This is a genomic window from Streptomyces parvus (assembly GCF_032121415.1).
In the GTDB taxonomy this organism is placed as follows: Bacteria; Actinomycetota; Actinomycetes; order Streptomycetales; family Streptomycetaceae; genus Streptomyces; species Streptomyces globisporus_A.
In genome coordinates, this window is the sequence record NZ_CP135079.1 from 3,160,256 (window position 1) to 3,186,932 (window position 26,677).

A 26,677-nucleotide genomic window follows, 5' to 3' on the forward strand; every position below is an offset into this window, starting at 1 on the left:
GGCACACCACCGGCGCACCCGAAGCACACGGGGGCGCCGACGGCTCACCGGCATCAGGGCTGACGGCGCCTCATCCGCCGCCGCCGGACCAGAAGTCGGAACGGACATTGGGCCGGGGAAGCGGATAGACGTCCTTGTAGGCGGGACCGTTCGGCCCGGTCTTGGGGGCGGCGACCTTCGACTCCTTCACACAGGGGCTGTCGGCCTCCAGGAAGGCCTGCCCCTTCCCCCGGAAGGAGACGCTGACACCGAATCCGCTCCGGGTGACCGCGTAGACCGCCGGGAACTTCTCGTCCTTGTTGACCGCCTTGATCCGGTAGTCGTTCTTCCGCCAGAACGTCTCGGCGCGGTCCAGGAACGTCTGGCGGCGTTCGGGGGAGACGATGGTCATGACGGCACGCCGACGGGTCACCCCGCAGGCCCGCGTGGTGGTCGGCCCGTGAGCCCACTGCACGTCGGGGTCGATGCCCTTCAGGACGGCATCGAGCATGGCGTCGGACTGCTCGGCAGCCTCCTGCATATCCATCGTCCCGCTCTCCTTCCCGGCACTCGTGGCCTCCCCCCGCGAGCCGCTCTCGCTCCCGCACCCGGCCAGCGGAACCCCGAGGGCCAGGACCAGGACCACCGCGACGGGGGGCAGGGCCCGCTTCGCTCGCCTCACTTCGGTTCCTCCATCTTGAGCCGGTCGGCGTTGCCCGACACGATCAGGGCGATGCTGTCCGCGGACACGGCGTCGCGTTCCGGGCTGAAGTAGTTCGAGTGCGAGTCCAGACTGATGCCGCTCCCGCTGACCAGGGGCGGCCCGTCGGCCACCGGGAAGCGCCGGGCCCCGAACGCCTTGCTCGCGGGATCCTTCCCGAACCAGAGGTCGTCGTCACCCGGATCGGCGAGATCGCCGGCGACGTACGCCCCGCCGGGCCCGCCCAGGGCCAGCCCGAGCCCGCCGACCGCGACCTGGGTCTTCGAGGGCAGTTTGGTCACCGGGTCGTTGGCGGCGGCCCCCACGAAGACGTGCTCGCTGCCGACGCCGAGGTCCACGGCGTGGTCGACGCCGACCCCCGGGCTGCCGACGAGGATGATGTCGTCGACGCCGGGGATCCCCCCGGGCCGGGCCGCTGCCGCGCCCACGGTCCGGGACCCGTAGGAGTGCCCGATGGCGGTCAGATGCGGGTCCTTGTTCTGGTTGGTGACGGAGATGCCGCCCATGAAGTCACGGTAGGCCACCCCGCCCTTCTCGGCCCGCCCGGTGCCCATGACGGCGAAGTAGCCGGCCGCCCCGTCCTTGTCCGGCAGCTGCGGGGCGTCGTACCCGAGCCAGACGATGGACGCCGTGGACTCGTCGTACCCCTGCGCCCCGATCGCGGTGTCGCGGGCCCGCCCGAGGTCGTTCTTGGCGAACTCCTCGTCCAGGGACGTGTTGAGCCCCGGCACGTAAGCGGACACGTGCTGGGAGGCATCGGGGTTACCGAACGAGACCACAGCCCGCCCGTTGCCCTCATCCCCGATCCCGATGAGATACATGGGCGGCTTCCCGTTCTCGTTCAACTGCCGCTCGATCTCGCGCAGCCCGGCCAGCTGGTCGCGGGCCTTGTCGGTGTCGACGCCCTCCAGCTTGTCGATGAGCGCCGGAAGGTTGCGGCGGTTGGCGGCGTCCCGGGCGAGGACCGGGATGCCGTCGAGGTTGCCGATCCGCTCCGGGACGAGCTCGATGTACCGCTCCCGCTCCTCCGGCGAGAGCCCGTCCCACCAGGCCTTGCGCTGGGCGGGCGTGGCGTTCCGCGGGATCCGCTCGCTGAGGTGCGCGCGCTCGGCGTCCCGCACCTCGGCGTCGACCCGCGCCCCGGACCCGGGTATCGCCAGCCCGGCGCCGGCACCGCCGACGGCCTTGTTCCAGTCCCAGGCCGCACCGATGTAGTCGCCCCGCGCCCACTTCTGCTCCGCGCCACGGGTGTCGCGCCCCCACTGATCGGCGATGCGCTGCCCGGTCTCCCCCGGCCGCAGAACCGCGCCGACGACCCCTCGGACGTCACCCCCCACCCCGTCCCCGAGAAACCCACCGAGGAACCCGCCGCCGTGGGGACCTGCGGGTCTACCCGCGTCGACCGGCACGATGGGGTCGCCCTGGGGGAAGGGGTTGCCGCCTTGGGGGGTGTCGGGGTCTCCGGTGGTGGCGGTGTCGCCGGGGCGGCCGGTGGTGCCGCTCGTGCCGCTGGTACCGGTGGTACCGGTGGTACCGCTGGAACCGGGGGTACCGCTGGAACCGGGGGTGCCGCCGGTGGCGGTCTCACCCGTGGTACCGGTGCTGCCGGTACCACCGGTAAGGCTGGACTCGCCCTCCCCACCGCCTCCGTCGGCACCAGCGCCCAGGGAGTCATGGGGGCCGCTGCCGCTACCGTCGGCACTCCCGTCGCTGCTCCCGCCACCGGCCACGACGTCGCGTCCCGGCCCCGGGCACGAACTGCCGGTCAGTTCACAGATCGCGCTGCGGATCTCCGCGGTCAGCTGCTGCCCGGTCCCCGTGGCCATGAGCCCGCCGACGAGAGCGACGACGACCAGGACGAGGCCGAGGTACTCCAGCGCGGTCTGCCCGCCGTCACGGCGAAGCTTCATCATCCCGGCGAAGCTGAAGAGCCGTTGCTCGGCCCGTTGCTCCGGGCCGCTGCGGAACCACCGACGGCTCTCCGGCCGGCACAGCAGCACGATGACGGCCACCGGTACGGCCGACCGCGCCACGCCTTGCCCCTCGGCCCCGCCGCTCAGCTCGGCGAGGACACCGAGGACGATCCAGGCCAGCACGGCGAGGAGCCCGTACCAGACGCGAACGCCGCCGTGACGGACGTACAGCGACAGCACGAAGACGGCGGCCCCGGGTAACGACGCGTAGAGCAGCAGCCCGAGGAGGTACCCGTCGACCGCGTCCACCGAGGACGCCGTCGACAGGGCCCGGACGCCGCCCACCAGGGTGGCCACGAAGAGCACGTGAAGCAGGATCAGCGCCGCCTGCAACGGCCGGGGCATCAACCGCCCACCCGCCCCCGCTACGGCAGCGCTTACATCGACGCCAACAGGGACCGGGCTTCTTCGTATGCCGGACAAGAGCAGTCCCCTACCTCGTGAGTGGGCGGAACGGGCGACAGGTCAGTCACTCCGCGTATGCGACCACACGGGTAGGGGGCCCGACATGGGCCCCAGGACCCAATACAGGGCTCAAAGCCATTGCGCGTCAGCCGAGTTGAGCCACCCTGGCCCGATCACGACCCGCTTGCCGACCAGAAGTCGGAGTGAATGTCGGGACGGGGGATGAGCTCCGCGCCGGGGTCGAGGGAGGCGGTGGCCGGGCTGGTGGAATCGGCTACCTCGGAGTGGCGGACGCAGGGGCTGTCCACGTCGAAATGCACTTGGCCCTTGTCTGCGACAGTCAGGCTCACTTGAAATCCGTCGTGAGTCCGCACAAAGATCGCAGGGGCGTCGACATGGCTGTTAATCGCGGTCACGCGGTAGCCGCTTTTCCGCCAGAACCTATCCACCACGCCCAGCAGGCTACCTCTCCGCTGGGGTGATACGACGGTCATGACTGTTCGCCTCCGCGTGACGGTGCAGCCCCCCGTCGTGGTCGGGCCATGCACCCAACGCACACTCGGATCGATTTCGGCCAGCACACTGTCGAGCATCTCATCCGCGCGTTCAGCGGCATCCTGCATATCCATCTCTCTACCCCGATTCCCGGCACACCCCGCCAGTAGAGAACTTACCAAAACGGCCACCCCCGCTGATCGAAATCGGGCTATCAACGCGGCTCCTCCCTCTTGATTCTGTCCGCATGACCCGCAGTGATCAGTGCCATGTTTTCGACCGACGCTCGGTCGATTTCGGGATCGAAGTACTCCGAATGCGCATCGACGTTGATCTTGCCCTTCCCGATCAGGAATGGCCCATCACCCACCTCGAACCGCCTCGCCCCGAACGCTTCGCTGGCCGGGTCTCTACCGAACCAGACATCGTCGTCCCGCCGGTCGACCAGGTCACCGAAGGCATAGGCACCCGCCGGACCCCCAAAACCCACCCCTGCCATCCCGAGCGCTGATTCAGCCTTGGACGGAAGCTTGGTCACCACATCGTTTGCAGCGGCCCCGACAAACACATGATCCCGCCCCACTCCCAAGCCGTCGGCACTGTCGACACCCACTCCCGGGCTTCCGACAAACACGATTTCATCGACACCGGGAATTCCCCCAGGATGTTGCGCAGCACCGCCAACTGTCCGCGATCCGTAGGAGTGACCGATGGCCGTCATACGAGGATCATCATGGTCGTTAGCCGCTTTAATCCCTCCCATGAACTCATGGAACGCTCTGCCGCCCTGCTCTGCCCTGCCATCCACAGCGACAGCTAGGCTCCGGAGCCCGTCAGGCGACTGGGGTGCGTCGTATCCGAGCCATGCGATTGCAGCGGCGGGCGCTCCGTGTCGATTCGCGACGATGGACAGATCACGCGCCCGCTTCAGATCCCCCGTTGCAAACTCCTCGTCCAACGACGTATTCAACCCCGGCACATAAGCCGCCACATTCCGCGCCGTATCCGGATTCCCGTACGACACGATCGCCCGACCGTTCCCCTGATCCCCGATCCCGAGCAAGTACATAGGCGGCTCCCCCACCTTCGGCCCCGCTCGCAGCTGCCGGTCGATCTCCCGCAGCGCCGCAAGCTTGGTCGCCGAATCAGCGTCGTCCCGCCCCTCCAGTTTCCCCATCAGCAGCTGAAGGTTGTCCCGGTTCGCCGCGTCCCGGACCAGGGCCGGAATCCCGTCCAGGTTGCCGATCCGGTCCGGGTACACCGCGAGGTACTCCTCGCGCTGTTCGTCCGTCAGGCCGGCCCACCACGCCTTGCGCTCCGCCGGACTCGCGTCGTGCGGGATCGCGTCCTTCAGGTACCCACGCGCCGCATCCCGCACCGCCGCCGCATCGGCCGCCGCGTCCGTCCACGTCCCCACCGGAACGCCCAGCCCCTCGTGCGCCTTCAACGACCGCAGGATCCTGGTGTACCGCCAGTCCGCATCGGCCGCCGCCCGCACCGCCTGTGCCACCCGGTCCGCGATGTCCTGCGCCTTGCCAGCGTTCGGGTTGGGCGCGACGAGGCCCGGAGGCGGGGCCATGCCCGGGTTCGGAACCCCCGACGCCGTCCCGCCCGCCAACGGCTTCCCGTCGATCAGGCCGTCACCCGCCGCCGGATAGGTCACCGACCCGTCCGCGTGCACCGTGAAGCGCAACGCCGCCGCATCGTCCAGCGCCCCCTGCAACACCCGCTGCTGGGTCTTGATCTCATGGGCCAGGCTGTTCAGCGTGGTCCGCAGCAACCCGCACTCGGTGTAGATGTACTGGAAGTTCGTCCCCAGCCGCCGCAACCCCCGCACGGCCGCGTCCGGCGCCTCCCCCCTCTGCGTATCGCGCAGCCCCGGCAGGAGCTGTCCCTCGATACGGTCCCGGGCCGCGTCCGCCCGGTTGCCGACCCGCCCCCAACCGTCGGCCGCCTGCTCCAGTTCGGCCCACTTCACCTCACGTAACGCCGACCAGGTCAGCCCGGAACCCGCCCCGCCGCTCCGCCGACTCACCGCGCGCCACCCACGCTCGGCGCCTTCACCCCGTCGAAGCCGCTCTTCACCGCCTCGTTGGCCTGCGTCTGGCCCTGGACGACCGCCCGCATCTTCCCGCCGAGGCTCCCGCACTCCTTGCGCGCGTCCTCGATCCGGCGCTCCCACGAGGCCCGCACGGCACCCAGTTCCGCCAGCGCGGACAGCGCTCCGGCCCCCGCGGTCACGCCGCGGTGCGCCACCTCCAGTTCGCTCTTCACCGGGCCGAGGAGCGTGACCAGCTGATCGGCCCCGCCGGCGGCCCGCAACCATGGACCACGGCTGTGCCGGAGATCCCCTCCCCCGGCCGCCCCCGCCGATCCGGCCAACGCCCCCACCCAGTCCCGGCCGTCGTTCGGCTGCCCGACCACGGTCACTCCGCCCACACCGCTCACCCCGTTCTCTTGATCTCCTGATCGTGGAGCGGCACTGTGCCAAATCGGTGGTACACGACATGCCGTACGTCAGCCTGTGAGGCCCCAACGCCCTGCGCACCCGGTCCCGTGATTCCCGGCCGGGCGAAGCGGAGACCCTGCTCCCGTGGAACTCGCCCGGTTCACCCGAACGAAGGGGGAGGCGGACATGGGCGCACCCACCGGCGCACGGTGGCGGTGGACCGCGCCGGGACCCGGGTCGAGTGCCTCTCCGCCACACGGCGGAGCTCCGCACCCCGGGCCTCGTACAGCCGGACCGATGACTCAGGAACAGGAGCTGACGCCCCGCCACATCCACGAACCACGATGAACCGCATGCGAACCCGAAGGGACACCCCACCGGCCGCCTGGTGCGGCCGTCGGTTACCCGAACCCGACTGACGAAGCATCGAACGGGATGTCGACCGGCGCACCGACGGCTCTCGAACGGCGCATACGAACACGCCGTGCCCCGCGAACGCTGCAACCGCATCAGAACCCATGGCCACCGTCGTTGCTCCTGGTCACAGCCCGTGATACACAGAGTAACCAGCCATATGCGCGAAGAGTGGACGAGCCGCAGGTCAGGGCGGCCGCCCCGGTCAAACGTGCGAGATCCGGGTAAAGAGACCCGGGAAGACGTCGTGCGAGCGCGGTTTCATCAGCGAAGATAGAAGGCGACCCATGCCGGACGGCACGGGCAGCGAACTACCCAACAGGGGCGGTGACTTACATGATCCTGGCAGCAGAGAAGGGCGACATCACCACCATCATCGGCGGAATCGCTCCGGACTGGGGGCCGTTCGGGACGCTGGGCAACGAAGCGCGCATCATGATCGAGGTGGTGATGGCCATCGCCATCCTGCTCTGCCTCGGCATCGCGATCTGGGGTGCTGCGAAGCAGCGCATCGGAGCGACGGCACTGCGCGACACGTTCAGCGCGGAGCAGGGCAAGGGCCTGATCGTGGCAGGGCTGACAGGGGTCTTCATCATCGGCTCCCTGGGGACCCTGTTCACCATCGTGTACGGCATGGCCGTCTGACCCACCACCGGCCAGCTCCCACCGGGCCGTCCCAGCCCGCTCCCCACCATCCGCCCGTCGTGCCCACCGGCTGAGGTTGCGTCTCCCTGATGTCGAGTCACCACACCGCGCTCAAGCGGCAACCAGCACAGCTACCGTCGTCCTGCGCGGATCCGCACACGACCGAGGGAGCGAACGCGGCATGAGTCCCGGTGACGAGCACGACTACCGCGGCAAGGACCAGGGGGGCCGCGCGGACGACCCGTACAGCACGCTCGGCGGCACTCGTCAGACCCGTACCCGTCTTCCCGACGGCGACCCGGGCAACCCCAACGCGCGCCGCCCCGTCCGCAACTCCCGTTCCCTCGTGACGATCACCGGCATCGTCGTCCTCCTCGTCGCCGCCATCGCCTTCGCCAACCGGGGCGGTGGCAGCGACGACAACGCGTCCCCGGGCGCCAAGAGCTCCGGAGCCGCGGGAAGCGCCCCCACCGCGGCCACCGGCACCAAGCCCGTCGAGGGCAAGAACGGCACCATCCCCTCCGGCTTCGCCCACGACGAGCAGGGGGCGCAGAGCGCGGCGGCGAACTACTCCGTGGCGTTGGTTTCCGACGGCATGTTTTCTCAGGAGCGGCGCCGAGAGATTTCCAAGGCGGTATATGCGCCTGACGTAGCAAGCGCACGACAAGGTGACCTGGACAAGGCCTACTCCGACCAATCCTTCCTGACAGGCATCGGGTTGAACCCGGATGGCAGCGCTCCAGAAGGCCTGACCTTCATCTCTCGTGCCAACCCTGTGGGTACCAAGGTGGAAAAATACGCGGGCGATACCGCGAGCGTGGCTGTCTGGTACTCCGCCCTGTTCGGCCTGGCCGGCGAAGGATCCAAGAACCCGGTCTCGGAGAGTTGGTACACCACGACGTACGAGCTGCGGTGGGTCGGCAATGACTGGAAGATCTCCGACTTCCACCAGAAGGACGGCCCCGTGCCCGTCGGTCGCGACCAAGCCGCCTCTTCTGCGGAGGAGATGGCTGACGCCGTGCAGCAGTTTGGAGGGTTCACGTATGCGAGGTAAGCGATCCCTTCGCGCGCTTTCGGTCGCCACGGCCTTCGCCAGTATTCAAACGGCAGTCGTTCTGTTCGCTGGCCGTGCGGCCGCTGACCCCACACCAACTCCGTCTCCTTCGCCCAGCAACGACCCGTGCGACCTGATCCGAGGCCCCGCCAAGGACTACTGCGAAGGCGGCGAAGGCGCAGGCTCCCGTACCCAGGACGTCCCCCCCACCGACGCCCTCGACCCCCTCTCCTCCCTGGCCCGAGGCTGCGCCGACGCCGCCTCCTGGATCGTCGGCAAGCTCAGCGAGGCCGTCGACTCCACGGCCAACGTCGACTTCACCAACCCCAAGTTCCTCCAGCAGTACGCCGTCATCTTCGCGGCCTCCACCATCCTCACCCTCGTCCTCTGGCTCCTCGCCGTCGCCAAGCGCGCCATCCGCGGCGTCCCCCTCACCACCGCGATCTCCGAGGCCGTCGGCTTCCTCTGGCTCACCGTCCTCGCCTCGGCCTTCACCCCGCTGATCCTCTACACGATCGTCTCCGCCACCGACGGCGTCACCGAGATCATCGCCTCCGCCACCGGCGGCCAGACCGACGTCTTCTTCGGCTCGTTCGCGGAAGCTCTCAAGAAGGGCGAGGACATCGGCGGCGGCCCGATCATGCTGATCGTCGTCTCGCTCGTCTCGATCCTCGCCGCCGGCATCCTGTGGCTGGAGCTCGTCATCCGCGCCGCCCTGCTCTACGTCGGCGCGCTCCTCGGGATCGTCGTCTACGCCGGCCTCGTCGACAAGAACATGTGGGGCCACGTCCGCCGCTGGGCCGGCATCATGATCGCGGTCATCATGGTCAAGCCGGTCATCGTCATCGTCCTCGGCCTCGCCGGCGCCCTCTCCTCGGGCGACGGACCCGACGCCTTCTCCGCCGTCGTCTCCGGCCTCTCCATCATCCTGCTGGCCATCTTCGCCTCCGCCATGATCTACCGCTTCGTCCCCGGCTTCGGCGACGAGATCCAGGGCGCCCGCACCAACCGCAAGCAGGCCACCGACGGCTCCCAGGCCGCCGCCCTCATCAGCTCCCCGGCCGCCCTCGTCTCCCAGGGCATCAAGACCCACAGCGGCCGCAACGACCAGAGCAGCGGCGGTGGCGGCCCCCGCCCCGCCAACCCGGCCAGCGGCGGCGTCGCCGCCCACAGCTCCCGCACCTCCGGCGGAAGCGGAGGCGGCGGCGGGGCCGGCGGCGGATCTGTCCCCTCCGCCGCACCCTCGCCCCGCAGCGGCTCCGCGCCCACCTCCGCCACCCCCCACAGCAGCCGCTCCTCCCGAGGCGGAGGCGGCTTCGGCACCACAGGTAACTCGAGCACAGGAGGTGGAGGGCGTTGACGACCCAGTCCCACACAATGACGCCCCGCCGCACGTATCTCATCGGCCGCGCCCGGCCGAACGCGATCGTCGGCAAGAACCGCGAGACCGGCGAGATCGCCCTGATCATCGTCGGCGCGTTCCTCGGCATGATGAGCGGACTCCTCGTCCCCCTCCTCTCCCTCCGCATCGTCTGCCTCGTCGGCTTCCCGATGCTGGCCCTCGCCATCGTGTACGTCCCGTACAAGGGCCGCACCTTCTACAAGTGGTTCGAGATCAACCGCACCTTCAAGCGCTCCCTGCGCCGCGGCACCGCCTACCGCTCGGGCGCCATGGAAGCCGGCGTCAGCGCCGACGGCCGCGAGGTGGAGATCGGCCCGCCCCCCGGCATCGGCCGGATCAGCTGGCTCGCCGCCCCCTTCGGCCCCGACGAGATCGCCGTGCTCCTCCACGCCGACCGGCGCACCGTCACCGCCGCCATCGAGATCGAGGGCCCCGGCGTCGGCCTCCGCGACAGCGAGGACCAGGAAGCCCTCGTCGACCGCTTCGGCACCCTCCTCAAGCACGTGGCCAACGGCGACGGCTTCGTCACCCGCCTCCAGATGCTCGCCCGCACCCTCCCCGCCGACCCCGACGCCCACGCCAAGGACGTCGCCCAGCGCGGCGACAAGACGGCCCCGGCCTGGCTCCAGGACTCCTACGACCAGCTCCAGTCCATGGTCTCCACCTCCAGCGAGCAGCACCGCGCCTACCTCGTCGCCTGCATGCACTACAGCCGTGAACTGGCTGCCGAGGCCAACGCCATGGCCCGCGCCGCCCGCCCCCACGGCGGCCGCAAGCTCGACCGCGACGCCGGCCTCGCCGTCGTCATGGCCCGCGAGCTCACCGACATCTGCGCCCGCCTCGCCGAGGCCGACATCCGGGTCCGCCAGCCTCTCGGCCAGAGCCGCGTCGCCTCCCTCGTGCACTCCATGTACGACCCCGACCACCCCATCGACCACATCCAGGCCATGACCAAGCGCAACGCCTGGCCCGCCGAACTGGACGCGGTCGAGCCGACGTTCCTCCAGGCCAAGACCCGTGAGTCCGCCACCCGCGCCCCCTGGTGCCACGCCACGGCCTGGGTGAAGGAGTGGCCGATGACCCCCGTCGGCGTCAACTTCCTCGCCCCGCTCCTCGTCCACACCCCCGACGTCATCCGCACCGTCGCCGTCTGCATGGACCTCGAACCCACCGAGGTCGCCATCGAACGCATGCTGACCGAGAAGACCAACGACGACGCCGAGGCCAGCCGCCAGGCCAAGATGAACCGCACCGTCGACCCCCGCGACATCGCCGCCCACGGCCGGCTCGACCAGCGGGGTGAAGATCTCGCCAGCGGTGCGGCCGGAGTGAACCTGGTGGGGTACATCACGGTGTCGTCCCGGTCCCCCGAAGCGCTCGCCCGCGACAAGCGCACGATCCGCGCCTCGGCCGGCAAGTCGTACCTCAAGCTGGAGTGGTGCGACCGCGAACACCACCGAGCCTTCGTGAACACCCTCCCGTTCGCCACCGGCATCCGCCGCTGACCACACCTCACCGGCCGCCGCAGCACCGCAACACCGCCACCCACAGGTACGACCCCGACAAGAGAGGGCACCCCCACCATGCGAGACCCCCTGTCCGCATTGTCGGATGCCTTCACCTCCTTCCTCTTCGGCAAGGTGGAGACGACCCGCCTCCCCGTCCGTACGTCCACGGGCCAGGCCCAGGCCGTCTACCTCCCCACCGCCGCCCCCGGGCTCGGCGACTCCGGCGTGATCATCGGCCGCGAGGTCTACAGCGGCAAGGGCTACATCTACGACCCCTTCCAGCTGTACGGGCAACAGCTCCCCGCCCCCCACTGGCTGGTCCTCGGCGAGTCGGGCAACGGCAAGTCGGCGCTGGAGAAGACCTACGTCCTGCGCCAGCTCCGCTTCCGCGACCGCCAGGTCGTCGTCCTCGACGCCCAGGGCGAGGACGGCGTCGGCGAGTGGAACCTCATCGCCCAGGAGCTGGGCATAACCCCCATCCGCCTGGACCCGACCGCAGCCCTCAACGGCGGTATCCGGCTCAACCCCCTCGACCCGTCCATCACCACCACCGGCCAGCTCGCCCTGCTCCGTACGATCATCGAAGTCGCGATGGGCCACGGCCTCGACGAGCGTTCCGGCTTCGCGCTCAAGGTCGCCCACGCCTACGTCACCGCGACCATCACCGACCGCCAGCCGGTCCTGATGGACATCGTGGAGCAGCTGCGCCACCCCGAGCCCGAGTCCGCCGAGGCGATGAACGTCGACATAGACGATGTACGGGCCTGGGGCCTGGACGTCGCCCTCGTCCTGGACCGCCTCGTCGACGGCGACCTGCGCGGCATGTTCGACGGCCCCACCAGCGTCGGCATCGACCTCGACGCGCCCCTCATCGTCTTCGACCTCTCGCACATCGACCGCAACTCGATCGCGATGCCGATCCTCATGGCGATCGTCGGCGTCTGGCTGGAACACACCTGGATCAGGCCCGACCGCAAGAAGCGCATCTTCCTGGTCGAGGAGGCGTGGCACATCATCAACTCCCCCTTCGTCGCCCAGCTCTTCCAGCGCCTGCTGAAGTTCGGCCGCCGCCTCGGCCTCTCGTTCGTCGCCGTGGTCCACCACCTCAGCGACGTGGTGGACGGAGCGGCGGCGAAGGAAGCGGCGGCCATCCTCAAGATGGCCTCCACCCGCACGATCTACGCGCAGAAGACGGACGAGGCCAGAGCGACGGGCCGGGTCATCGGCCTGCCCCGCTGGGCCGTCGAGATCATCCCGACGCTCACCCCCGGCATCGCCGTCTGGGACGTCAACGGCAACGTCCAGGTCGTCAAACACCTGATCACCGAGGCCGAACGCCCCCTGGTCTTCACCGACCGCGCCATGACCGAGGGCTCGGCCATGGACCCGGACGACCTGCTCCCCGAGGACATCCGCGCCGCCGAACTGGAGGCGGAGCAACGGGCGGCCCGGATCGAGCACCAGCAACGGATGAACGAGTCGTCAGAGTCAACGGTGGCCTGACGTGGCACGCCAGGCACCCCGGGGCCGGGGCAACGGCCCCGCCCACCACGACGGATACGCCGCCCGGCCCCAGGGCGGCGGCATCCCGGACGGCCTGCTGATCGGCCTCCTGGCCCTCCTCCTCGCGGCCACCCTGGTCGCCTGGACGGCCACCGGCCTGGCCGGACTGTTCGCCCACGGGGCCTGGCCGGACGGCGTGGCGTTCACCCGCTCCCCGCTCGCCCTGCGCGAACTGGCCACCGCCCCCCAGGACCTTCCCGCGGCCTGGCCGGAGACCCCTGCGGCCCAGCTCTCCGGATACGGCCTGTTCTGGGGCCTGTTCATCGGCGAACTGATGGTGCTGCTGGTCCTCACCGTGTTCACGCTCGGAGCCGTGTCCCGTGGCCGTGCCGTACGGGAACGACGCCGCGAGGAACGGGCCTTCAAGGCATACGACGAGCCCCACCTCCCCGCGGACAGGCCGGCCCAAGAGCAAGCACCGCCACGGGAGCAGACACACCCGCAGGAGCGGGCACACCCACAGGGGCAGCCACGCCCGCAGGCCCCAGCACACCCCAAAGCCCCCCCAGCGACCCCCCGCCCCCCATCCAACGCCCCACCCCCCGCCGAGCAGACGTCCCCTACCCCCGAACCGGACACGGCCCTTCTCCCCTCCCCCCGCACCCCCCTCCTCGTCTACGCCCCCGCGCCCGCCCGGCGCCCCACCGTCGTCCAGGCGATCAACGACGCCGACGGCCCCGCCCTGGTCGTCACTTCGGACCCCACGGTCTGGGCCGAGACGAAGGACGCCCGGGCCAAGCACGGCCCGGTCCTCGTCTACGACCCGGGCCACCTCTGCGACACCCCCGCCCGCCTCCACTGGTCGCCCACCACAGGCTGCGAGCACCCCGACACCGCCTCCGCACGGGCCGCCGCCCTGCTCGCCCCGGTCCGCCCGCAGGCCAGGGTCGACGCGGCGGTTGCCGACACCGCGCAGACGCTCCTCCAGTGCTGGCTGCACGCCGCGGCGGTGGACGGCCGCCCGTTCCGCCAGGTGGCACGCTGGGCCTCGGGGTCCGCCGCCCACGAACCGGTACGCCTTCTCCGTACGCACCCCAAGGCCGCCTCCGGACTCGCCGGGCTCCTGGAGTCCGCGCTCACGGCCTATCCGGAGCGGCGCGAGGTGGCCCAGGAGTTGACCGTACGGGCCTTCTCGGCGCTCTCCTCGGTGCACATCCGCGAGGCCTGCACGGCCAACCGATCGGATGCGGCCGCGCTGGAATCTTTTGCCCGCGAGGGGGGAACGCTCTACCTGGTGGGCGAATCCATCGAGGATCCCCGCTCACGCCCGGGCGCGATGCCCCTCCTCACCGCGCTCGCCGCAGACGTGGTCGAGCACGGCCGCCGCATGGCCGCACGGTCAACCGACGGTCGGCTCGACCCACCAATGACGCTCGTCCTGGACGACGTCGCGGCCGTGGCGCCCCTCCCCCAGCTCCCCGAACTGCTGGCGACCGGCGAGACCCGGGGCATGCCCGCCCTGGTACTGCTCCGCTCCCAGGAACAGGGCCGATCCCGCTGGCGGGAGCCTCTGCACACACCGGCCCCGGGCATCGGCTAGGCCAAGACAAGCAGGCAGGCCGGGAGCGGACACGAGCCAACCAGCCGACCGACCTGCCAGGGCCGCCCTACCCCTCCCGGCCGAGGACGTACTCCATCTCCTGCTCGCCCCGGTCACCCGGAGCCGGAATCCGCCGACCGGACGGGACGAAGCCGAACTTCCGGTAGAACGCGGCGGCCCGCGGATTCTTCTCGTGCACGTAGAGGCGCACCCGCTCCATCCGGGGCGCGGACAGCGACCAGGCCCACGCGACGGCCTCGCGGAACAACCCCTCTGTCACCCCGGTCCCCCGCACCTCGGGCCGGACGAACACACCGACCAGGTGCGCCTGGTCCACCGGTGAGGCCTCCCCGAAACGCACCTCGCCGTCCGGGCTCTCGACGAGTACGGTGACCGACCCCACCCACTCCCCGTCGGACGACTCCGCGACGAACTGGCGGACACGGCCGGGTCCGTCCTCGGCGGCATCGGCGGCACGCTGCTGCCAGAACACGTCCGGCTTCGCCGCAGCGTCCTCGTACGACTCCAGGAACGCCACCGGGGCCGCCGGATCCTGCAGCGCTTCCAGCCGCAACTGCCTGACCTGCGGCCATTCGTCGGCCCGCACCACGCGCATCACATAGTCCATACCGCGATCCTCGCCCCCACCCGCCCCACGTTCAACCGAGTACTTCCCCGCACCGACGCCCAGCACCGGCACCGGCACCAGCACCAGCACCCGCACGCGTGCAACGCGCTGCCCACCCCCACTCCGTCGTACCCCGGTACTACGCCCGCCCCACGTCCCGCCCCCGGTCGGACGACCGGCCGCCGCCGGCTCCGTAGCGTCGACCGCATGATCACGGCCCACGGACTCACCAAACGCTACGGCGACAGAACCGTCGTCCAGGACCTCGACTTCACCGTCCGCCCCGGCACGGTCACCGGCTTCCTCGGCCCCAACGGCGCGGGAAAGTCCACGACGATGCGCATGCTGCTCGGCCTCGACACCCCCACGCAGGGCCGCTCCACCGTCAACGGGCGCTCCTACGCCACCCACCCCGCGCCCCTCACCCAGGTCGGCGCCCTGCTGGAGGCCCGGTCCGTCCACCCCGGCCGGTCCGCCTTCAACCACCTGATGGCCCTCGCCCACACCCACGGCATCCCCCGCCACCGCGTCGAGGAGGTCATCGACCTCGCCGGGTTGACGGACGCGGCCCACCGCAGGGTGAAAAGCTTCTCCCTCGGCATGGGCCAACGGCTCGGCGTCGCAGCCGCACTCCTCGGCGACCCCGCGACCCTCATCCTGGACGAACCGGTCAACGGCCTGGACCCCGAAGGCGTCCTCTGGATCCGCACCCTCCTGACCTCCCTCGCCGCCGAGGGCCGTACGGTCCTCGTCTCCTCCCACCTGATGAGCGAGATGGCCCTCACCGCCGACCACCTGATCGTCATCGGCCGAGGCAGACTCCTCGCCGACACCACGGTGGCGGAACTGATCCGGTCGGCAGGCGGAGCGTCCGTGAGAGTCGTCACCCCGCAACCGGAAGAGCTGAGGGCCCACCTCACGGCCCCGGACGTGACCGTCACCCTCATCCCCACCCCCACGCACGATGCCCACGAACTCCGGGTCCGAGGAGTGGACGCCGCGCACATCGGGCGCGTGGCCGCCACGCACGCGATCACGCTGCACGAACTCACGCCGCAGACCGTGTCGCTGGAGCAGGCGTTCATGGACCTCACGCAGGAATCGGTCGACCACCGACCGCAACGACGGCACCAGCCGACACCAGCCACCGGAGCAGCGGCATGACCACAACACACCCCACCGCCTCGCCGCCGTACCGCATCACCCCGCCCCGCATCCTGCGTGCGGAGTGGCACAAGCTCCGTTCCCTGCGCTCCACCTGGGTGACCGTCACCTCGGCGGTCGTCATGGTGCTCGGCGTCGGCCTGGTCATGGGCGCGACCTACACCTCCGGCGGCGGGGACTCCGACGTCGACACGGTCGTCCTGTCGCTGTACGGCAGCATGCTCGGCCAGCTGTGCCTGGTCGTCCTGGGCATCCTCACGACCGCGGGCGAGTACGCGACCGGCATGATCCGCTCCTCGCTCACCGCCGTGCCCGCCCGGCTCCCCGTCCTGCGGGCCAAGGCCGTGGTCTTCGCCGCCACCGTCTTCACGGTCATGCTGGCGACCTCGCTGGTCACGTTCGCCGCGGCCCAGGCCTTCCTCCACGACACCGACCAGGCCGCCTCGTTCACCGATCCGGGCATCCTGCGCGCCCTCGTGGGCAACGCCGGAGCGCTCACCCTGATGGGCCTGCTCGCCCTCGGCCTCGGCGCACTGCTGCGCTCGGTGCCGGGCGCGATCGGGGCGTTCATCGGCGGGGTCATGATCCTGCCGGAGATCCTCGGAATGCTCCCGTACGACGTCGTCGAGAGCGCCATCATGTACTTTCCCACCCAGGCCGCCGGCGCCCTCGGCTCCGCCACCCCCGTCCCGGGCACCATCTCCCCCGGCCCCGCCCTGCTCGCCCTGTCCCTGTGGGCGGGTACGACACTGGCCGCGGCGGCGCTGACACTCAAGCGCCGCGACGTCTGATCCACGAGGAGCGACCAGGTGAGCGACCAGGCAAGCGACCAGGTGTGCACCCCACCGAGGGACCGCGACCGGGACCGGGGCGCCGACGACACGGTTCCTCCCCTCACCCGGATCATCCGCGACGTCCTGGACCGGCTCCGCGCCTTCGACCGACGCCGACCACGGGTCTGGGACGCGGCGGTGACCGGGTTCTGGACCGTGGCCGCGGTACTCGACTACACCTCCGGCGGCTGGCGGAACACCGCCCACGACGACGTGACAGCGCCCGACTCCCTGGTGCTCCTGATGAGCCTCGGGTTCTCACTGCCGCTGCTGTGGCGCCGCACGCACCCCCTGGCCGTGCTCCTGCTCATGACACCGATATCCCTCGTCAACATCTGGACGGGTGCGGTGGTGCAAGCCTCCCTCCTCCAGCTGGTCCCGGTCTTCCAGATCGTCCTGCGCTCCTCGTTCCGTACGGTCGGGGCCGCGGCTCTGCTGTTCGTCGTCCCCGTCCTGTCGGGCGGTTTCCGCATCCCCTCCAGCTGGGGACAGGAAGTGGTCTCGTACGTCTGGGGCCTGGTCTTCGTCGTCCTGCTGGGGATCGCGGTACGTACGCGGCGCGAGTACACCGAGGCCCTGGTCGAGCGCGCCCACCGCCTGGAACACGAACGCGACCAGCAGGCCCGGCTCGCGGCCGTCGCCGAACGCACCCGTATCGCACGGGAGATGCACGACATCATCGGCCACAACCTGTCCGTCATCACGGGCCTCGCGGACGGCGGCGCGTACGCGGCCCGGAAGAACCCGGAACGCGCGGGCCAGGCCCTGGAGGCCATCGGCACGACCAGCAGAGCGGCCCTGTCCGAACTCCGCCGTCTCCTGGGTGTGCTGCGCGAGGACCACCCCGACGCCGAACGCGCCCCTCAGCCGACGCTCGACGAACTGACACCCCTCATCGATCGCGTACGCAGAGCCGGCCTGCCCGTCCAGCTGGAGCTGAACGGCGAACCCACCGCGCGGTCGCTCACCCCGGGACGCCAACTCACCGTGTACCGGGTCATCCAGGAGGCCCTGACCAACACCCTCAAGCACGCCACCGGCCCCACATCCGCGACGGTCACCCTCACCTACTCACACACGCACCTGGACGCCCGCATCACCGACACGGGCACCGGAGCCGGCAGAACCGCGGAAACAGAGGAAGCACCGCCGGCAGCCCAGGGCATCATGGGCATGCGCGAACGCGCCGCACTGTACGACGGCACCCTCGAAGCGGGCCCGCTGCCGGAACACGCCGGGTGGCAGGTACAGCTCCGCCTTCCCCTGGAGGACACGCACCAGTGACGACCGTACTCATCGCCGACGACCAGCCGATGCAGCGCTTCGGGTTCCGCATGCTGCTGGAGAGCCAGGACGACATGACGGTGGTCGGAGAAGCGGGCAACGGCACCGAGGCCGTCCACCTGGTCGCCCGCCACCACCCGGACGTGGTGCTGATGGACATCCGCATGCCGGGCCTGGACGGTATCGAGGCGACCCGGCGCATCGTCGCGTCGGGCGCCCGCACCCGCATCCTGATCGTCACGACGTTCGACCTCGACGAGTACGCGTACGACGGCCTCCGCGCCGGTGCCAGCGGCTTCCTGGTCAAGGACGCCCTGCCCGAGGAACTCCTCGCCGGTATCCGCGCCGTGGCCGCCGGCGACGCGGTGGTCGCCCCCACCCTGACCCGCCGGCTCCTCGACGCGTACGTCCACCATCTCCCGGCCGTACCCGGTGCCCGGGCCACCTCGGACCCGCGCATCATCGCCCTGACGGAACGGGAACGCGAGATTCTCACGGTGATAGGACAGGGCTGGTCCAACACCGAGATCGCCGCCCGCCTCCACCTCGCCGAGTCCACCGTGAAGACGCACGTCACCCGCATCCTCGCGAAGACCGGCGCAAGGGACCGCGTCCAGGCAGTCATCCTGGCCTACGACACCCGCCTGGTCACCCCGATGTAGAGAGGTGGGCGGGCTGCGGGCCCGGGTCCGGAACGCAGAAAAGCCCCGCACCAAAAGGTGCGGGGCTTCCCCGGAAAGATTGTTCGGCGGTGTCCTACTCTCCCACAGGGTCCCCCCTGCAGTACCATCGGCGCTGAAAGGCTTAGCTTCCGGGTTCGGAATGTAACCGGGCGTTTCCCTAACGCAATGACCACCGAAACACTATGAAAATTTGAACACCGGGCAACAACACGGCTGTTCGTTATTTCAGAACTAACACAGTGGACGCGAGCAACTGAGGACAAGCCCTCGGCCTATTAGTACCAGTCAGCTCCACCCGTTACCGGGCTTCCACATCTGGCCTATCAACCCAGTCGTCTACTGGGAGCCTTAACCCCTCAAGAGGGTGGGAATACTCATCTCGAAGCAGGCTTCCCGCTTAGATGCTTTCAGCGGTTATCCTTTCCGAACGTAGCCAACCAGCCATGCCCTTGGCAGGACAACTGGCACACCAGAGGTTCGTCCGTCCCGGTCCTCTCGTACTAGGGACAGCCCTTCTCAATATTCCTACGCGCACAGCGGATAGGGACCGAACTGTCTCACGACGTTCTAAACCCAGCTCGCGTACCGCTTTAATGGGCGAACAGCCCAACCCTTGGGACCGACTCCAGCCCCAGGATGCGACGAGCCGACATCGAGGTGCCAAACCATCCCGTCGATATGGACTCTTGGGGAAGATCAGCCTGTTATCCCCGGGGTACCTTTTATCCGTTGAGCGACAGCGCTTCCACAAGCCACTGCCGGATCACTAGTCCCGACTTTCGTCCCTGCTCGACCCGTCGGTCTCACAGTCAAGCTCCCTTGTGCACTTACACTCAACACCTGATTACCAACCAGGCTGAGGGAACCTTTGGGCGCCTCCGTTACTCTTTAGGAGGCAACCGCCCCAGTTAAACTACCCATCAGACACTGTCCCTGATCCGGATCACGGACCCAGGTTAGACATCCAGCACGACCAGAGTGGTATTTCAACGGCGACTCCACAACCACTGGCGTGGCCGCTTCACAGTCTCCCACCTATCCTACACAAGCCGAACCGAACACCAATATCAAACTATAGTAAAGGTCCCGGGGTCTTTCCGTCCTGCTGCGCGAAACGAGCATCTTTACTCGTAGTGCAATTTCACCGGGCCTATGGTTGAGACAGTCGAGAAGTCGTTACGCCATTCGTGCAGGTCGGAACTTACCCGACAAGGAATTTCGCTACCTTAGGATGGTTATAGTTACCACCGCCGTTTACTGGCGCTTAAGTTCTCAGCTTCGCCACCCCGAAGAGCAGCTAACCGGTCCCCTTAACGTTCCAGCACCGGGCAGGCGTCAGTCCGTATACATCGCCTTACGGCTTCGCACGGACCTGTGTTTTTAGTAAACAGTCGCTTCTCGCTGGTCTCTGCGGCCACCCCCAGCTCACCGAGTAAATCGGATCACCAAGAATGGCCCCCCTTCTCCCGAAGTTACGGGGGCATTTTGCCGAGTTCCTTAACCATAGTTCACCCGAACGCCTCGGTATTCTCTACCTGACCACCTGAGTCGGTTTAGGGTACGGGCCGCCATGAAACTCGCTAGAGGCTTTTCTCGACAGCATAGGATCATCCACTTCACCACAATCGGCTCGGCATCAGGTCTCAGACTCATGCACGACGGATTTACCTACCGTGCGTCCTACACCCTTACCCCGGGACAACCACCGCCCGGGCTGGACTACCTTCCTGCGTCACCCCATCGCTTACCTACTACAAGTCTGGTTCATCGGCTCCACCACTACCCTCAACTCCGAAGAGATCGGGCCGGCTTCACGGACTTAGCATCGCCTGATTCAGTACTGGGCGTTTCAAAGCGGGTACCGGAATATCAACCGGTTGTCCATCGACTACGCCTGTCGGCCTCGCCTTAGGTCCCGACTTACCCTGGGCAGATCAGCTTGACCCAGGAACCCTTAGTCAATCGGCGCACACGTTTCTCACGTGTGTATCGCTACTCATGCCTGCATTCTCACTCGTGAACCGTCCACAACTCGCTTCCGCGGCTGCTTCACCCGGCACACGACGCTCCCCTACCCATCCACACAGGCGTTGGCCCTATATGTGTGAATGACACGACTTCGGCGGTACGCTTGAGCCCCGCTACATTGTCGGCGCGGAATCACTTGACCAGTGAGCTATTACGCACTCTTTCAAGGGTGGCTGCTTCTAAGCCAACCTCCTGGTTGTCTCTGCGACTCCACATCCTTTCCCACTTAGCGTACGCTTAGGGGCCTTAGTCGATGCTCTGGGCTGTTTCCCTCTCGACCATGGAGCTTATCCCCCACAGTCTCACTGCCGCGCTCTCACTTACCGGCATTCGGAGTTTGGCTAAGGTCAGTAACCCGGTAGGGCCCATCGCCTATCCAGTGCTCTACCTCCGGCAAGAAACACACGACGCTGCACCTAAATGCATTTCGGGGAGAACCAGCTATCACGGAGTTTGATTGGCCTTTCACCCCTAACCACAGGTCATCCCCCAGGTTTTCAACCCTGGTGGGTTCGGTCCTCCACGAAGTCTTACCTCCGCTTCAACCTGCCCATGGCTAGATCACTCCGCTTCGGGTCTAGAGCGTGCAACTCAAACGCCCTATTCGGACTCGCTTTCGCTACGGCTTCCCCACACGGGTTAACCTCGCTACACACCGCTAACTCGCAGGCTCATTCTTCAAAAGGCACGCAGTCACGACTGCATGTGCAAGCACACACAGCGACGCTCCCACGGCTTGTAGGCACACGGTTTCAGGTACTATTTCACTCCGCTCCCGCGGTACTTTTCACCATTCCCTCACGGTACTATCCGCTATCGGTCACCAGGGAATATTTAGGCTTAGCGGGTGGTCCCGCCAGATTCACACGGGATTTCTCGGGCCCCGTGCTACTTGGGTGTCTCTCAAACAAGCCGCTGATGTTTCAGCTACGGGGGTCTTACCCTCTACGCCGGACCTTTCGCATGTCCTTCGCCTACATCAACGGTTTCTGACTCGTCTCACAGCCGGCAGACCGTAAAAGAGAGATCCCACAACCCCGCATGCGCAACCCCTGCCGGGTATCACACGCATACGGTTTGGCCTCATCCAGTTTCGCTCGCCACTACTCCCGGAATCACGGTTGTTTTCTCTTCCTGAGGGTACTGAGATGTTTCACTTCCCCTCGTTCCCTCCACACTGCCTATGTGTTCAGCAGCGGGTGACAGCCCATGACGACTGCCGGGTTTCCCCATTCGGAAACCCCCGGATCAAAGCTTGGTTGACAGCTCCCCGGGGACTATCGTGGCCTCCCACGTCCTTCATCGGTTCCTGGTGCCAAGGCATCCACCGTGCGCCCTTAAAAACTTGGCCACAGATGCTCGCGTCCACTGTGCAGTTCTCAAACAACGACCAGCCACCCACCACCCCACCCGCAACGGATGAGTTCACTGGGGCCGGATCAGAAGGAACAACCATAACGGCCGCACCCTCAGACACCCAACAACGTGCCCGACACAATCAACCCGTTCCCGTTTTCCACGCCGAAGCAGTACTCACGAAACCGTGCTCATCGTGCCGAATAGTCAACGTTCCACCCATGAGCAACCAGCACCGGACATTCGCCGATGTACTGGCCTCTGACCAAACCGAAGCCTGGTAAGAAATGCTCCTTAGAAAGGAGGTGATCCAGCCGCACCTTCCGGTACGGCTACCTTGTTACGACTTCGTCCCAATCGCCAGTCCCACCTTCGACAGCTCCCTCCCACAAGGGGTTGGGCCACCGGCTTCGGGTGTTACCGACTTTCGTGACGTGACGGGCGGTGTGTACAAGGCCCGGGAACGTATTCACCGCAGCAATGCTGATCTGCGATTACTAGCAACTCCGACTTCATGGGGTCGAGTTGCAGACCCCAATCCGAACTGAGACCGGCTTTTTGAGATTCGCTCCGCCTCACGGCATCGCAGCTCATTGTACCGGCCATTGTAGCACGTGTGCAGCCCAAGACATAAGGGGCATGATGACTTGACGTCGTCCCCACCTTCCTCCGAGTTGACCCCGGCAGTCTCCTGTGAGTCCCCATCACCCCGAAGGGCATGCTGGCAACACAGAACAAGGGTTGCGCTCGTTGCGGGACTTAACCCAACATCTCACGACACGAGCTGACGACAGCCATGCACCACCTGTATACCGACCACAAGGGGGGCACCATCTCTGATGCTTTCCGGTATATGTCAAGCCTTGGTAAGGTTCTTCGCGTTGCGTCGAATTAAGCCACATGCTCCGCTGCTTGTGCGGGCCCCCGTCAATTCCTTTGAGTTTTAGCCTTGCGGCCGTACTCCCCAGGCGGGGAACTTAATGCGTTAGCTGCGGCACCGACGACGTGGAATGTCGCCAACACCTAGTTCCCAACGTTTACGGCGTGGACTACCAGGGTATCTAATCCTGTTCGCTCCCCACGCTTTCGCTCCTCAGCGTCAGTAATGGCCCAGAGATCCGCCTTCGCCACCGGTGTTCCTCCTGATATCTGCGCATTTCACCGCTACACCAGGAATTCCGATCTCCCCTACCACACTCTAGCTAGCCCGTATCGAATGCAGACCCGGGGTTAAGCCCCGGGCTTTCACATCCGACGTGACAAGCCGCCTACGAGCTCTTTACGCCCAATAATTCCGGACAACGCTTGCGCCCTACGTATTACCGCGGCTGCTGGCACGTAGTTAGCCGGCGCTTCTTCTGCAGGTACCGTCACTTTCGCTTCTTCCCTGCTGAAAGAGGTTTACAACCCGAAGGCCGTCATCCCTCACGCGGCGTCGCTGCATCAGGCTTTCGCCCATTGTGCAATATTCCCCACTGCTGCCTCCCGTAGGAGTCTGGGCCGTGTCTCAGTCCCAGTGTGGCCGGTCGCCCTCTCAGGCCGGCTACCCGTCGTCGCCTTGGTAGGCCATTACCCCACCAACAAGCTGATAGGCCGCGGGCTCATCCTTCACCGCCGGAGCTTTCAACCCCGTCCCATGCGGGACAGAGTGTTATCCGGTATTAGACCCCGTTTCCAGGGCTTGTCCCAGAGTGAAGGGCAGATTGCCCACGTGTTACTCACCCGTTCGCCACTAATCCACCACCGAAGCGGCTTCATCGTTCGACTTGCATGTGTTAAGCACGCCGCCAGCGTTCGTCCTGAGCCAGGATCAAACTCTCCGTGAATGTTTACCCGTAATCGGGTGCACACACACGAGAGCGGAACAACCGGTCGGAATAAGACCCGTTGTTCACAGCGTCCTCGCTGTGTTATCGCCTACCACCACCACATGGTGGCCGTAGGACTTTCAAAGGAACCACCAACCTGCCGAAGCAGGCCGGGGTATCAACATATCTGGCGTTGACTTTTGGCACGCTGTTGAGTTCTCAAGGAACGGACGCTTCCTTCGGTCCCGTATCACCGGGGCCCTCCGGGCGCTTCCCTTCGTTCTTGCGTTTCCGACTCTATCAGACTCTTTCGTGTCCGATTCCCGGTCGAAGCGGGCCGTACAGTTTCGCTTTCCAGGTTCTCCACTTTCGCGCTTTCCCTTTCCGGCGAGTCCGACTCTATCAGATCCTTTCGGGCCTGATTCCCAGTCAGCGGGGCTTGTCTTCCCGGCTGTTGGGCCGTTCCGACGCTCAAACTCTAGCGGATTCTCCCGGCGGCTCATAATCGGGCCCTCGTCGTGAATTCCGGCATGCCGAAATCATCCCGAGTGGGAGATCGTGCTGAAGTTTGGTTGCCGCGTGCGCGGCGGGATCGGCTGCCCCGAAACCGTCCGGCTCCGTGACAACTCGGAGAACTTTACGGAGCCACCAGGGGTGTGTCAACCCTCCCCCCATGGCCCGACGCGTGGCCCTCAGTCCAGGTCGGTGAGCCGGCCGCCGGCGTCCGGCTGGGCATGCTCCACCCGGCGCAGGAGGCGGACCAGCAGCTCTCCGAGGACGCCGCGCTCGTCGCCGGACAGGTCCTGGAGGAGGTCCTCCTCGAAGTCGCTCGCCATGCGCATCGCCTCGAGCCACTTCGTACGGCCTTCGTCGGTCAGCTCGACGATGACGCGGACCCGGTTGTTCTCGTCGCGGTCGCGGGTGACCAGGCCCTCGCCCGCCATCCTGTCGATGCGGTGGGTCATGGCGGCCGGGGTGAGACCGAGGCGCTTCGCCAGTTCGCCGGGGCCCAGGCGGTAGGGGGCGCCCGAGAGAACCAGGGTCTTGAGGACCTCCCACTCGGCGTTGCTGATGCCGAGCGCGGCGACCTGCCTCCCGTACGCGACGTTCATCCTGCGGTTCAGGCGGCCCAGTGCGGAGACGACCTGCTCGACCTGGGGGTCGAGGTCGCGGAACTCGCGCTGGTAGGCGGCGATCTGTTCGTCGAGGCTCGGCTCGCTGGGGCCGGGCTCCTCGGTGCTCTCGGACATGGCGGGCAGTATGGCACGCCTTCACCACCCTTGAAGTCCTTCAAGCTGAAGTTTTCACCTTCTAAGTTTAGTGCTAAAGTCTTCGAGTCTGATTCCTTCAAGATCTTGAGGTAGGTGAGTGTGACCAGGGAGATGGGCGCAGCGCTGCGGCGGATCCAGCTGGGCAGCGCGCTGAGCGCGTTCGGGCTCGGGTTCACCGTTCCGTATCTGTACGTCTACGTGGCGCAGGTGCGGGATCTGGGCGCCGGGACGGCGGGGGTCGTCCTGGCGGTCTTCGCGATGGCAGCGCTGGCCGTTCTGCCGTTCACCGGGCGGGCCATCGACCGGCGGGGCCCGTTGCCCGTGCTGGTGGTGGCCGCCGCCCTGGCCTCGGTGGGCGCCGCCGCCCTGGGGTTCGCGAGCAGTGTTCCGGCCGCCGTGCTGGCCGCCGCGGTCCTGGGTGCGGGCACCGCAGTCATGCAGCCGGCCCTCGCCACGATGCTCGTGTGGTGTTCCAGCACCGCTACCCGTACGCGCGCCTTCGCCATGCAGTTCTTCCTGCAGAACCTGGGGCTCGGCCTCGGCGGGCTCGTCGGCGGGCAGCTCGTGGACGTGGACCGTCCGGCGAGTTTCACGATGCTCTTCCTGATCGAGGCCGCGATGTTCGTGGTGCTCGGTGTCGTCGTCACCACGGTGCGGATGCCCCGTACGGCTTCCCTCGGCGGTGCCCGGCCCTCGGGCGACGCTGCGGCCGAGGGCGGCGGGCTGCGGGCGCTGCTCTCGCACCGGGCCATGGTGCAGCTGTGCGTGCTGGGCTTCGTGCTGTTCTTCGCCTGCTACGGGCAGTTCGAGTCCGGGCTCGCCGCGTACGGCACGGAGGCCGCCGGGATCGAGCCCTCGACCCTGGGCTTCGCGCTGGCCGCCAACACGGCGGTCATCGTGGTCGCGCAGTTCGTCGTGCTGCGGCTCGTGGAGCGGCGGCGGCGCAGCCGGGTCATCGCGGCGGTCGGGCTGATCTGGGCGTTCGCCTGGATCGTGGCCGGGTACGCGGGGCTGGGCCACGGCAGCCAGACCATGGCGACGGCCGCGTTCATCTCGACGTACGCGCTGTTCGGGCTGGGTGAGGCGATGCTGTCGCCCACCGTCGCCCCGCTCGTCGCCGATCTGGCGCCGGAGTCGATGGTCGGGCAGTACAACTCGGCGTTCGCCCTGTGCAAGCAGCTCGCGCTGGCGGTCGGCCCGGCCGTCGGCGGTCCGATGGGGGCGTCGCTGCACGGCCCGTACATCGTGACGTTCGTGCTGTTCTCGCTGGGCATCACCGTGCTCGCGCTGCGGCTGGGGCGTCGGCTCACCCCCGTACAGGACCAGCCGTCCCTGGCCAACGCCCCCTCGCGGGTGGTGGCGGTGTCACTGCCCGAGGGGCCGGACGTCGCGGTGCCCGCCGGGAACACCGCCCCGGCTCCCGCCTCCGCGGGTCACTGACCGGACCTGCTGAACGTTCGCCCTGTCGCTCTGC

Annotated in this window: 18 protein-coding genes and 3 rRNA genes; 11 read left to right on the forward strand and 10 right to left on the reverse strand. The window is 67.6% G+C overall.

Annotated elements, in window-relative coordinates; all coding sequences use genetic code 11:
• Positions 1 to 70: 70 nt before the first annotated feature.
• From RNL97_RS15155 to RNL97_RS15175, 5 genes are all read right to left on the reverse strand, one after another.
• Positions 71 to 661 (reverse strand): hypothetical protein, encoded by a 591-nt coding sequence (locus tag RNL97_RS15155; RefSeq protein WP_030582165.1) that lies wholly within the window; start codon positions 659 to 661, stop codon positions 71 to 73.
• Positions 658 to 3,018, reverse strand: coding sequence for an alpha/beta hydrolase (locus RNL97_RS15160; RefSeq protein WP_313750794.1), 2,361 nt, complete (start codon positions 3,016 to 3,018; stop codon positions 658 to 660). Before RNL97_RS15160 ends, RNL97_RS15155 begins: the two co-directional genes overlap by 4 nt.
• Positions 3,019 to 3,251: 233 nt before the next feature.
• A complete protein-coding gene (locus tag RNL97_RS15165; RefSeq protein WP_030582176.1) occupies positions 3,252 to 3,707 on the reverse strand; it encodes a hypothetical protein in 456 nt (151 codons plus the stop codon).
• Between the two features lie 80 nt (positions 3,708 to 3,787).
• Entirely contained in the window at positions 3,788 to 5,608 is a 1,821-nt protein-coding gene (locus RNL97_RS15170; protein ID WP_243314334.1) for an alpha/beta hydrolase, read from the reverse strand.
• Complete coding sequence (locus RNL97_RS15175) at positions 5,605 to 6,021, reverse strand: hypothetical protein (RefSeq protein WP_243314335.1); 417 nt, start codon at positions 6,019 to 6,021, stop codon at positions 5,605 to 5,607. The genes RNL97_RS15170 and RNL97_RS15175 overlap by 4 nt, the downstream gene beginning before the upstream one ends.
• A gap of 751 nt (positions 6,022 to 6,772) precedes the next feature.
• Here RNL97_RS15175 and RNL97_RS15180 point away from each other — a divergent pair.
• The 6 genes from RNL97_RS15180 (at position 6,773) to RNL97_RS15205 (ending at position 14,148) form a co-directional block, all read left to right on the forward strand.
• Positions 6,773 to 7,081 (forward strand): hypothetical protein, encoded by a 309-nt coding sequence (locus RNL97_RS15180; protein ID WP_003968086.1) that lies wholly within the window; start codon positions 6,773 to 6,775, stop codon positions 7,079 to 7,081.
• A 181-nt stretch (positions 7,082 to 7,262) separates the two neighbouring features.
• Positions 7,263 to 8,135, forward strand: a complete 873-nt coding sequence (locus RNL97_RS15185) for a hypothetical protein (RefSeq protein ID WP_243314336.1) — start codon at positions 7,263 to 7,265, stop codon at positions 8,133 to 8,135.
• Positions 8,125 to 9,495: a hypothetical protein gene (locus RNL97_RS15190; RefSeq protein ID WP_243314337.1), complete on the forward strand. Its 1,371-nt coding sequence runs from the start codon at positions 8,125 to 8,127 to the stop codon at positions 9,493 to 9,495. The genes RNL97_RS15185 and RNL97_RS15190 overlap by 11 nt, the downstream gene beginning before the upstream one ends.
• The gene (locus RNL97_RS15195) at positions 9,492 to 11,042 is read left to right on the forward strand and encodes an SCO6880 family protein (protein ID WP_030582194.1); all 1,551 of its coding nucleotides are present in this window, start codon (positions 9,492 to 9,494) and stop codon (positions 11,040 to 11,042) included. The genes RNL97_RS15190 and RNL97_RS15195 overlap by 4 nt, the downstream gene beginning before the upstream one ends.
• A 78-nt stretch (positions 11,043 to 11,120) precedes the next feature.
• Positions 11,121 to 12,548, forward strand: a complete 1,428-nt coding sequence (locus RNL97_RS15200; protein ID WP_030582198.1) for an ATP-binding protein — start codon at positions 11,121 to 11,123, stop codon at positions 12,546 to 12,548.
• Position 12,549: 1 nt separating this feature from the next.
• Positions 12,550 to 14,148, forward strand: coding sequence for a type IV secretory system conjugative DNA transfer family protein (locus RNL97_RS15205; protein WP_243314338.1), 1,599 nt, complete (start codon positions 12,550 to 12,552; stop codon positions 14,146 to 14,148).
• 67 nt (positions 14,149 to 14,215) lie between these two features.
• On the opposite strand, the gene RNL97_RS15210 is transcribed toward RNL97_RS15205, so the two are convergent.
• On the reverse strand, positions 14,216 to 14,776 hold the full coding sequence (locus RNL97_RS15210) for a GNAT family N-acetyltransferase (RefSeq protein WP_243314339.1): 561 nt from the start codon (positions 14,774 to 14,776) through the stop codon (positions 14,216 to 14,218).
• Positions 14,777 to 14,983: 207 nt separating this feature from the next.
• On the opposite strand from RNL97_RS15210, the gene RNL97_RS15215 reads away from it, so the two are divergent.
• Genes RNL97_RS15215 through RNL97_RS15230 form a run of 4 tightly spaced genes read left to right on the forward strand, consistent with a single transcriptional unit; the run spans position 14,984 to position 18,719 of the window.
• Positions 14,984 to 15,940 carry an ABC transporter ATP-binding protein gene (locus RNL97_RS15215; protein ID WP_243314340.1) on the forward strand — a complete coding sequence of 319 codons (957 nt, stop codon included), beginning with the start codon at positions 14,984 to 14,986 and terminating at the stop codon, positions 15,938 to 15,940.
• Entirely contained in the window at positions 15,937 to 16,731 is a 795-nt protein-coding gene (locus RNL97_RS15220; RefSeq protein WP_243314341.1) for an ABC transporter permease, read from the forward strand. Before RNL97_RS15215 ends, RNL97_RS15220 begins: the two co-directional genes overlap by 4 nt.
• A gap of 42 nt (positions 16,732 to 16,773) precedes the next feature.
• On the forward strand, positions 16,774 to 18,057 hold the full coding sequence (locus tag RNL97_RS15225; protein ID WP_313751631.1) for a sensor histidine kinase: 1,284 nt from the start codon (positions 16,774 to 16,776) through the stop codon (positions 18,055 to 18,057).
• On the forward strand, positions 18,054 to 18,719 hold the full coding sequence (locus RNL97_RS15230) for a response regulator transcription factor (protein WP_313750795.1): 666 nt from the start codon (positions 18,054 to 18,056) through the stop codon (positions 18,717 to 18,719). The genes RNL97_RS15225 and RNL97_RS15230 overlap by 4 nt, the downstream gene beginning before the upstream one ends.
• 81 nt (positions 18,720 to 18,800) lie before the next feature.
• Here RNL97_RS15230 and rrf read toward each other — a convergent pair.
• The 4 genes from rrf to RNL97_RS15250 form a co-directional block, all read right to left on the reverse strand.
• Positions 18,801 to 18,917 (reverse strand): 5S ribosomal RNA (rrf, locus tag RNL97_RS15235).
• A gap of 78 nt (positions 18,918 to 18,995) precedes the next feature.
• Positions 18,996 to 22,119: ribosomal RNA gene (locus RNL97_RS15240) — 23S ribosomal RNA — on the reverse strand.
• A gap of 303 nt (positions 22,120 to 22,422) precedes the next feature.
• Positions 22,423 to 23,950: ribosomal RNA gene (locus RNL97_RS15245) — 16S ribosomal RNA — on the reverse strand.
• Together the 16S, 23S and 5S rRNA genes form the textbook arrangement of a ribosomal RNA operon.
• A gap of 674 nt (positions 23,951 to 24,624) precedes the next feature.
• A complete protein-coding gene (locus tag RNL97_RS15250; RefSeq protein ID WP_006125761.1) occupies positions 24,625 to 25,182 on the reverse strand; it encodes a MarR family winged helix-turn-helix transcriptional regulator in 558 nt (185 codons plus the stop codon).
• A gap of 132 nt (positions 25,183 to 25,314) precedes the next feature.
• Between RNL97_RS15250 and RNL97_RS15255 the strand changes: the two genes are divergently transcribed.
• Positions 25,315 to 26,643, forward strand: coding sequence for an MFS transporter (locus tag RNL97_RS15255; RefSeq protein WP_313751632.1), 1,329 nt, complete (start codon positions 25,315 to 25,317; stop codon positions 26,641 to 26,643).
• The last annotated feature ends 34 nt before the right edge of the window (positions 26,644 to 26,677 follow it).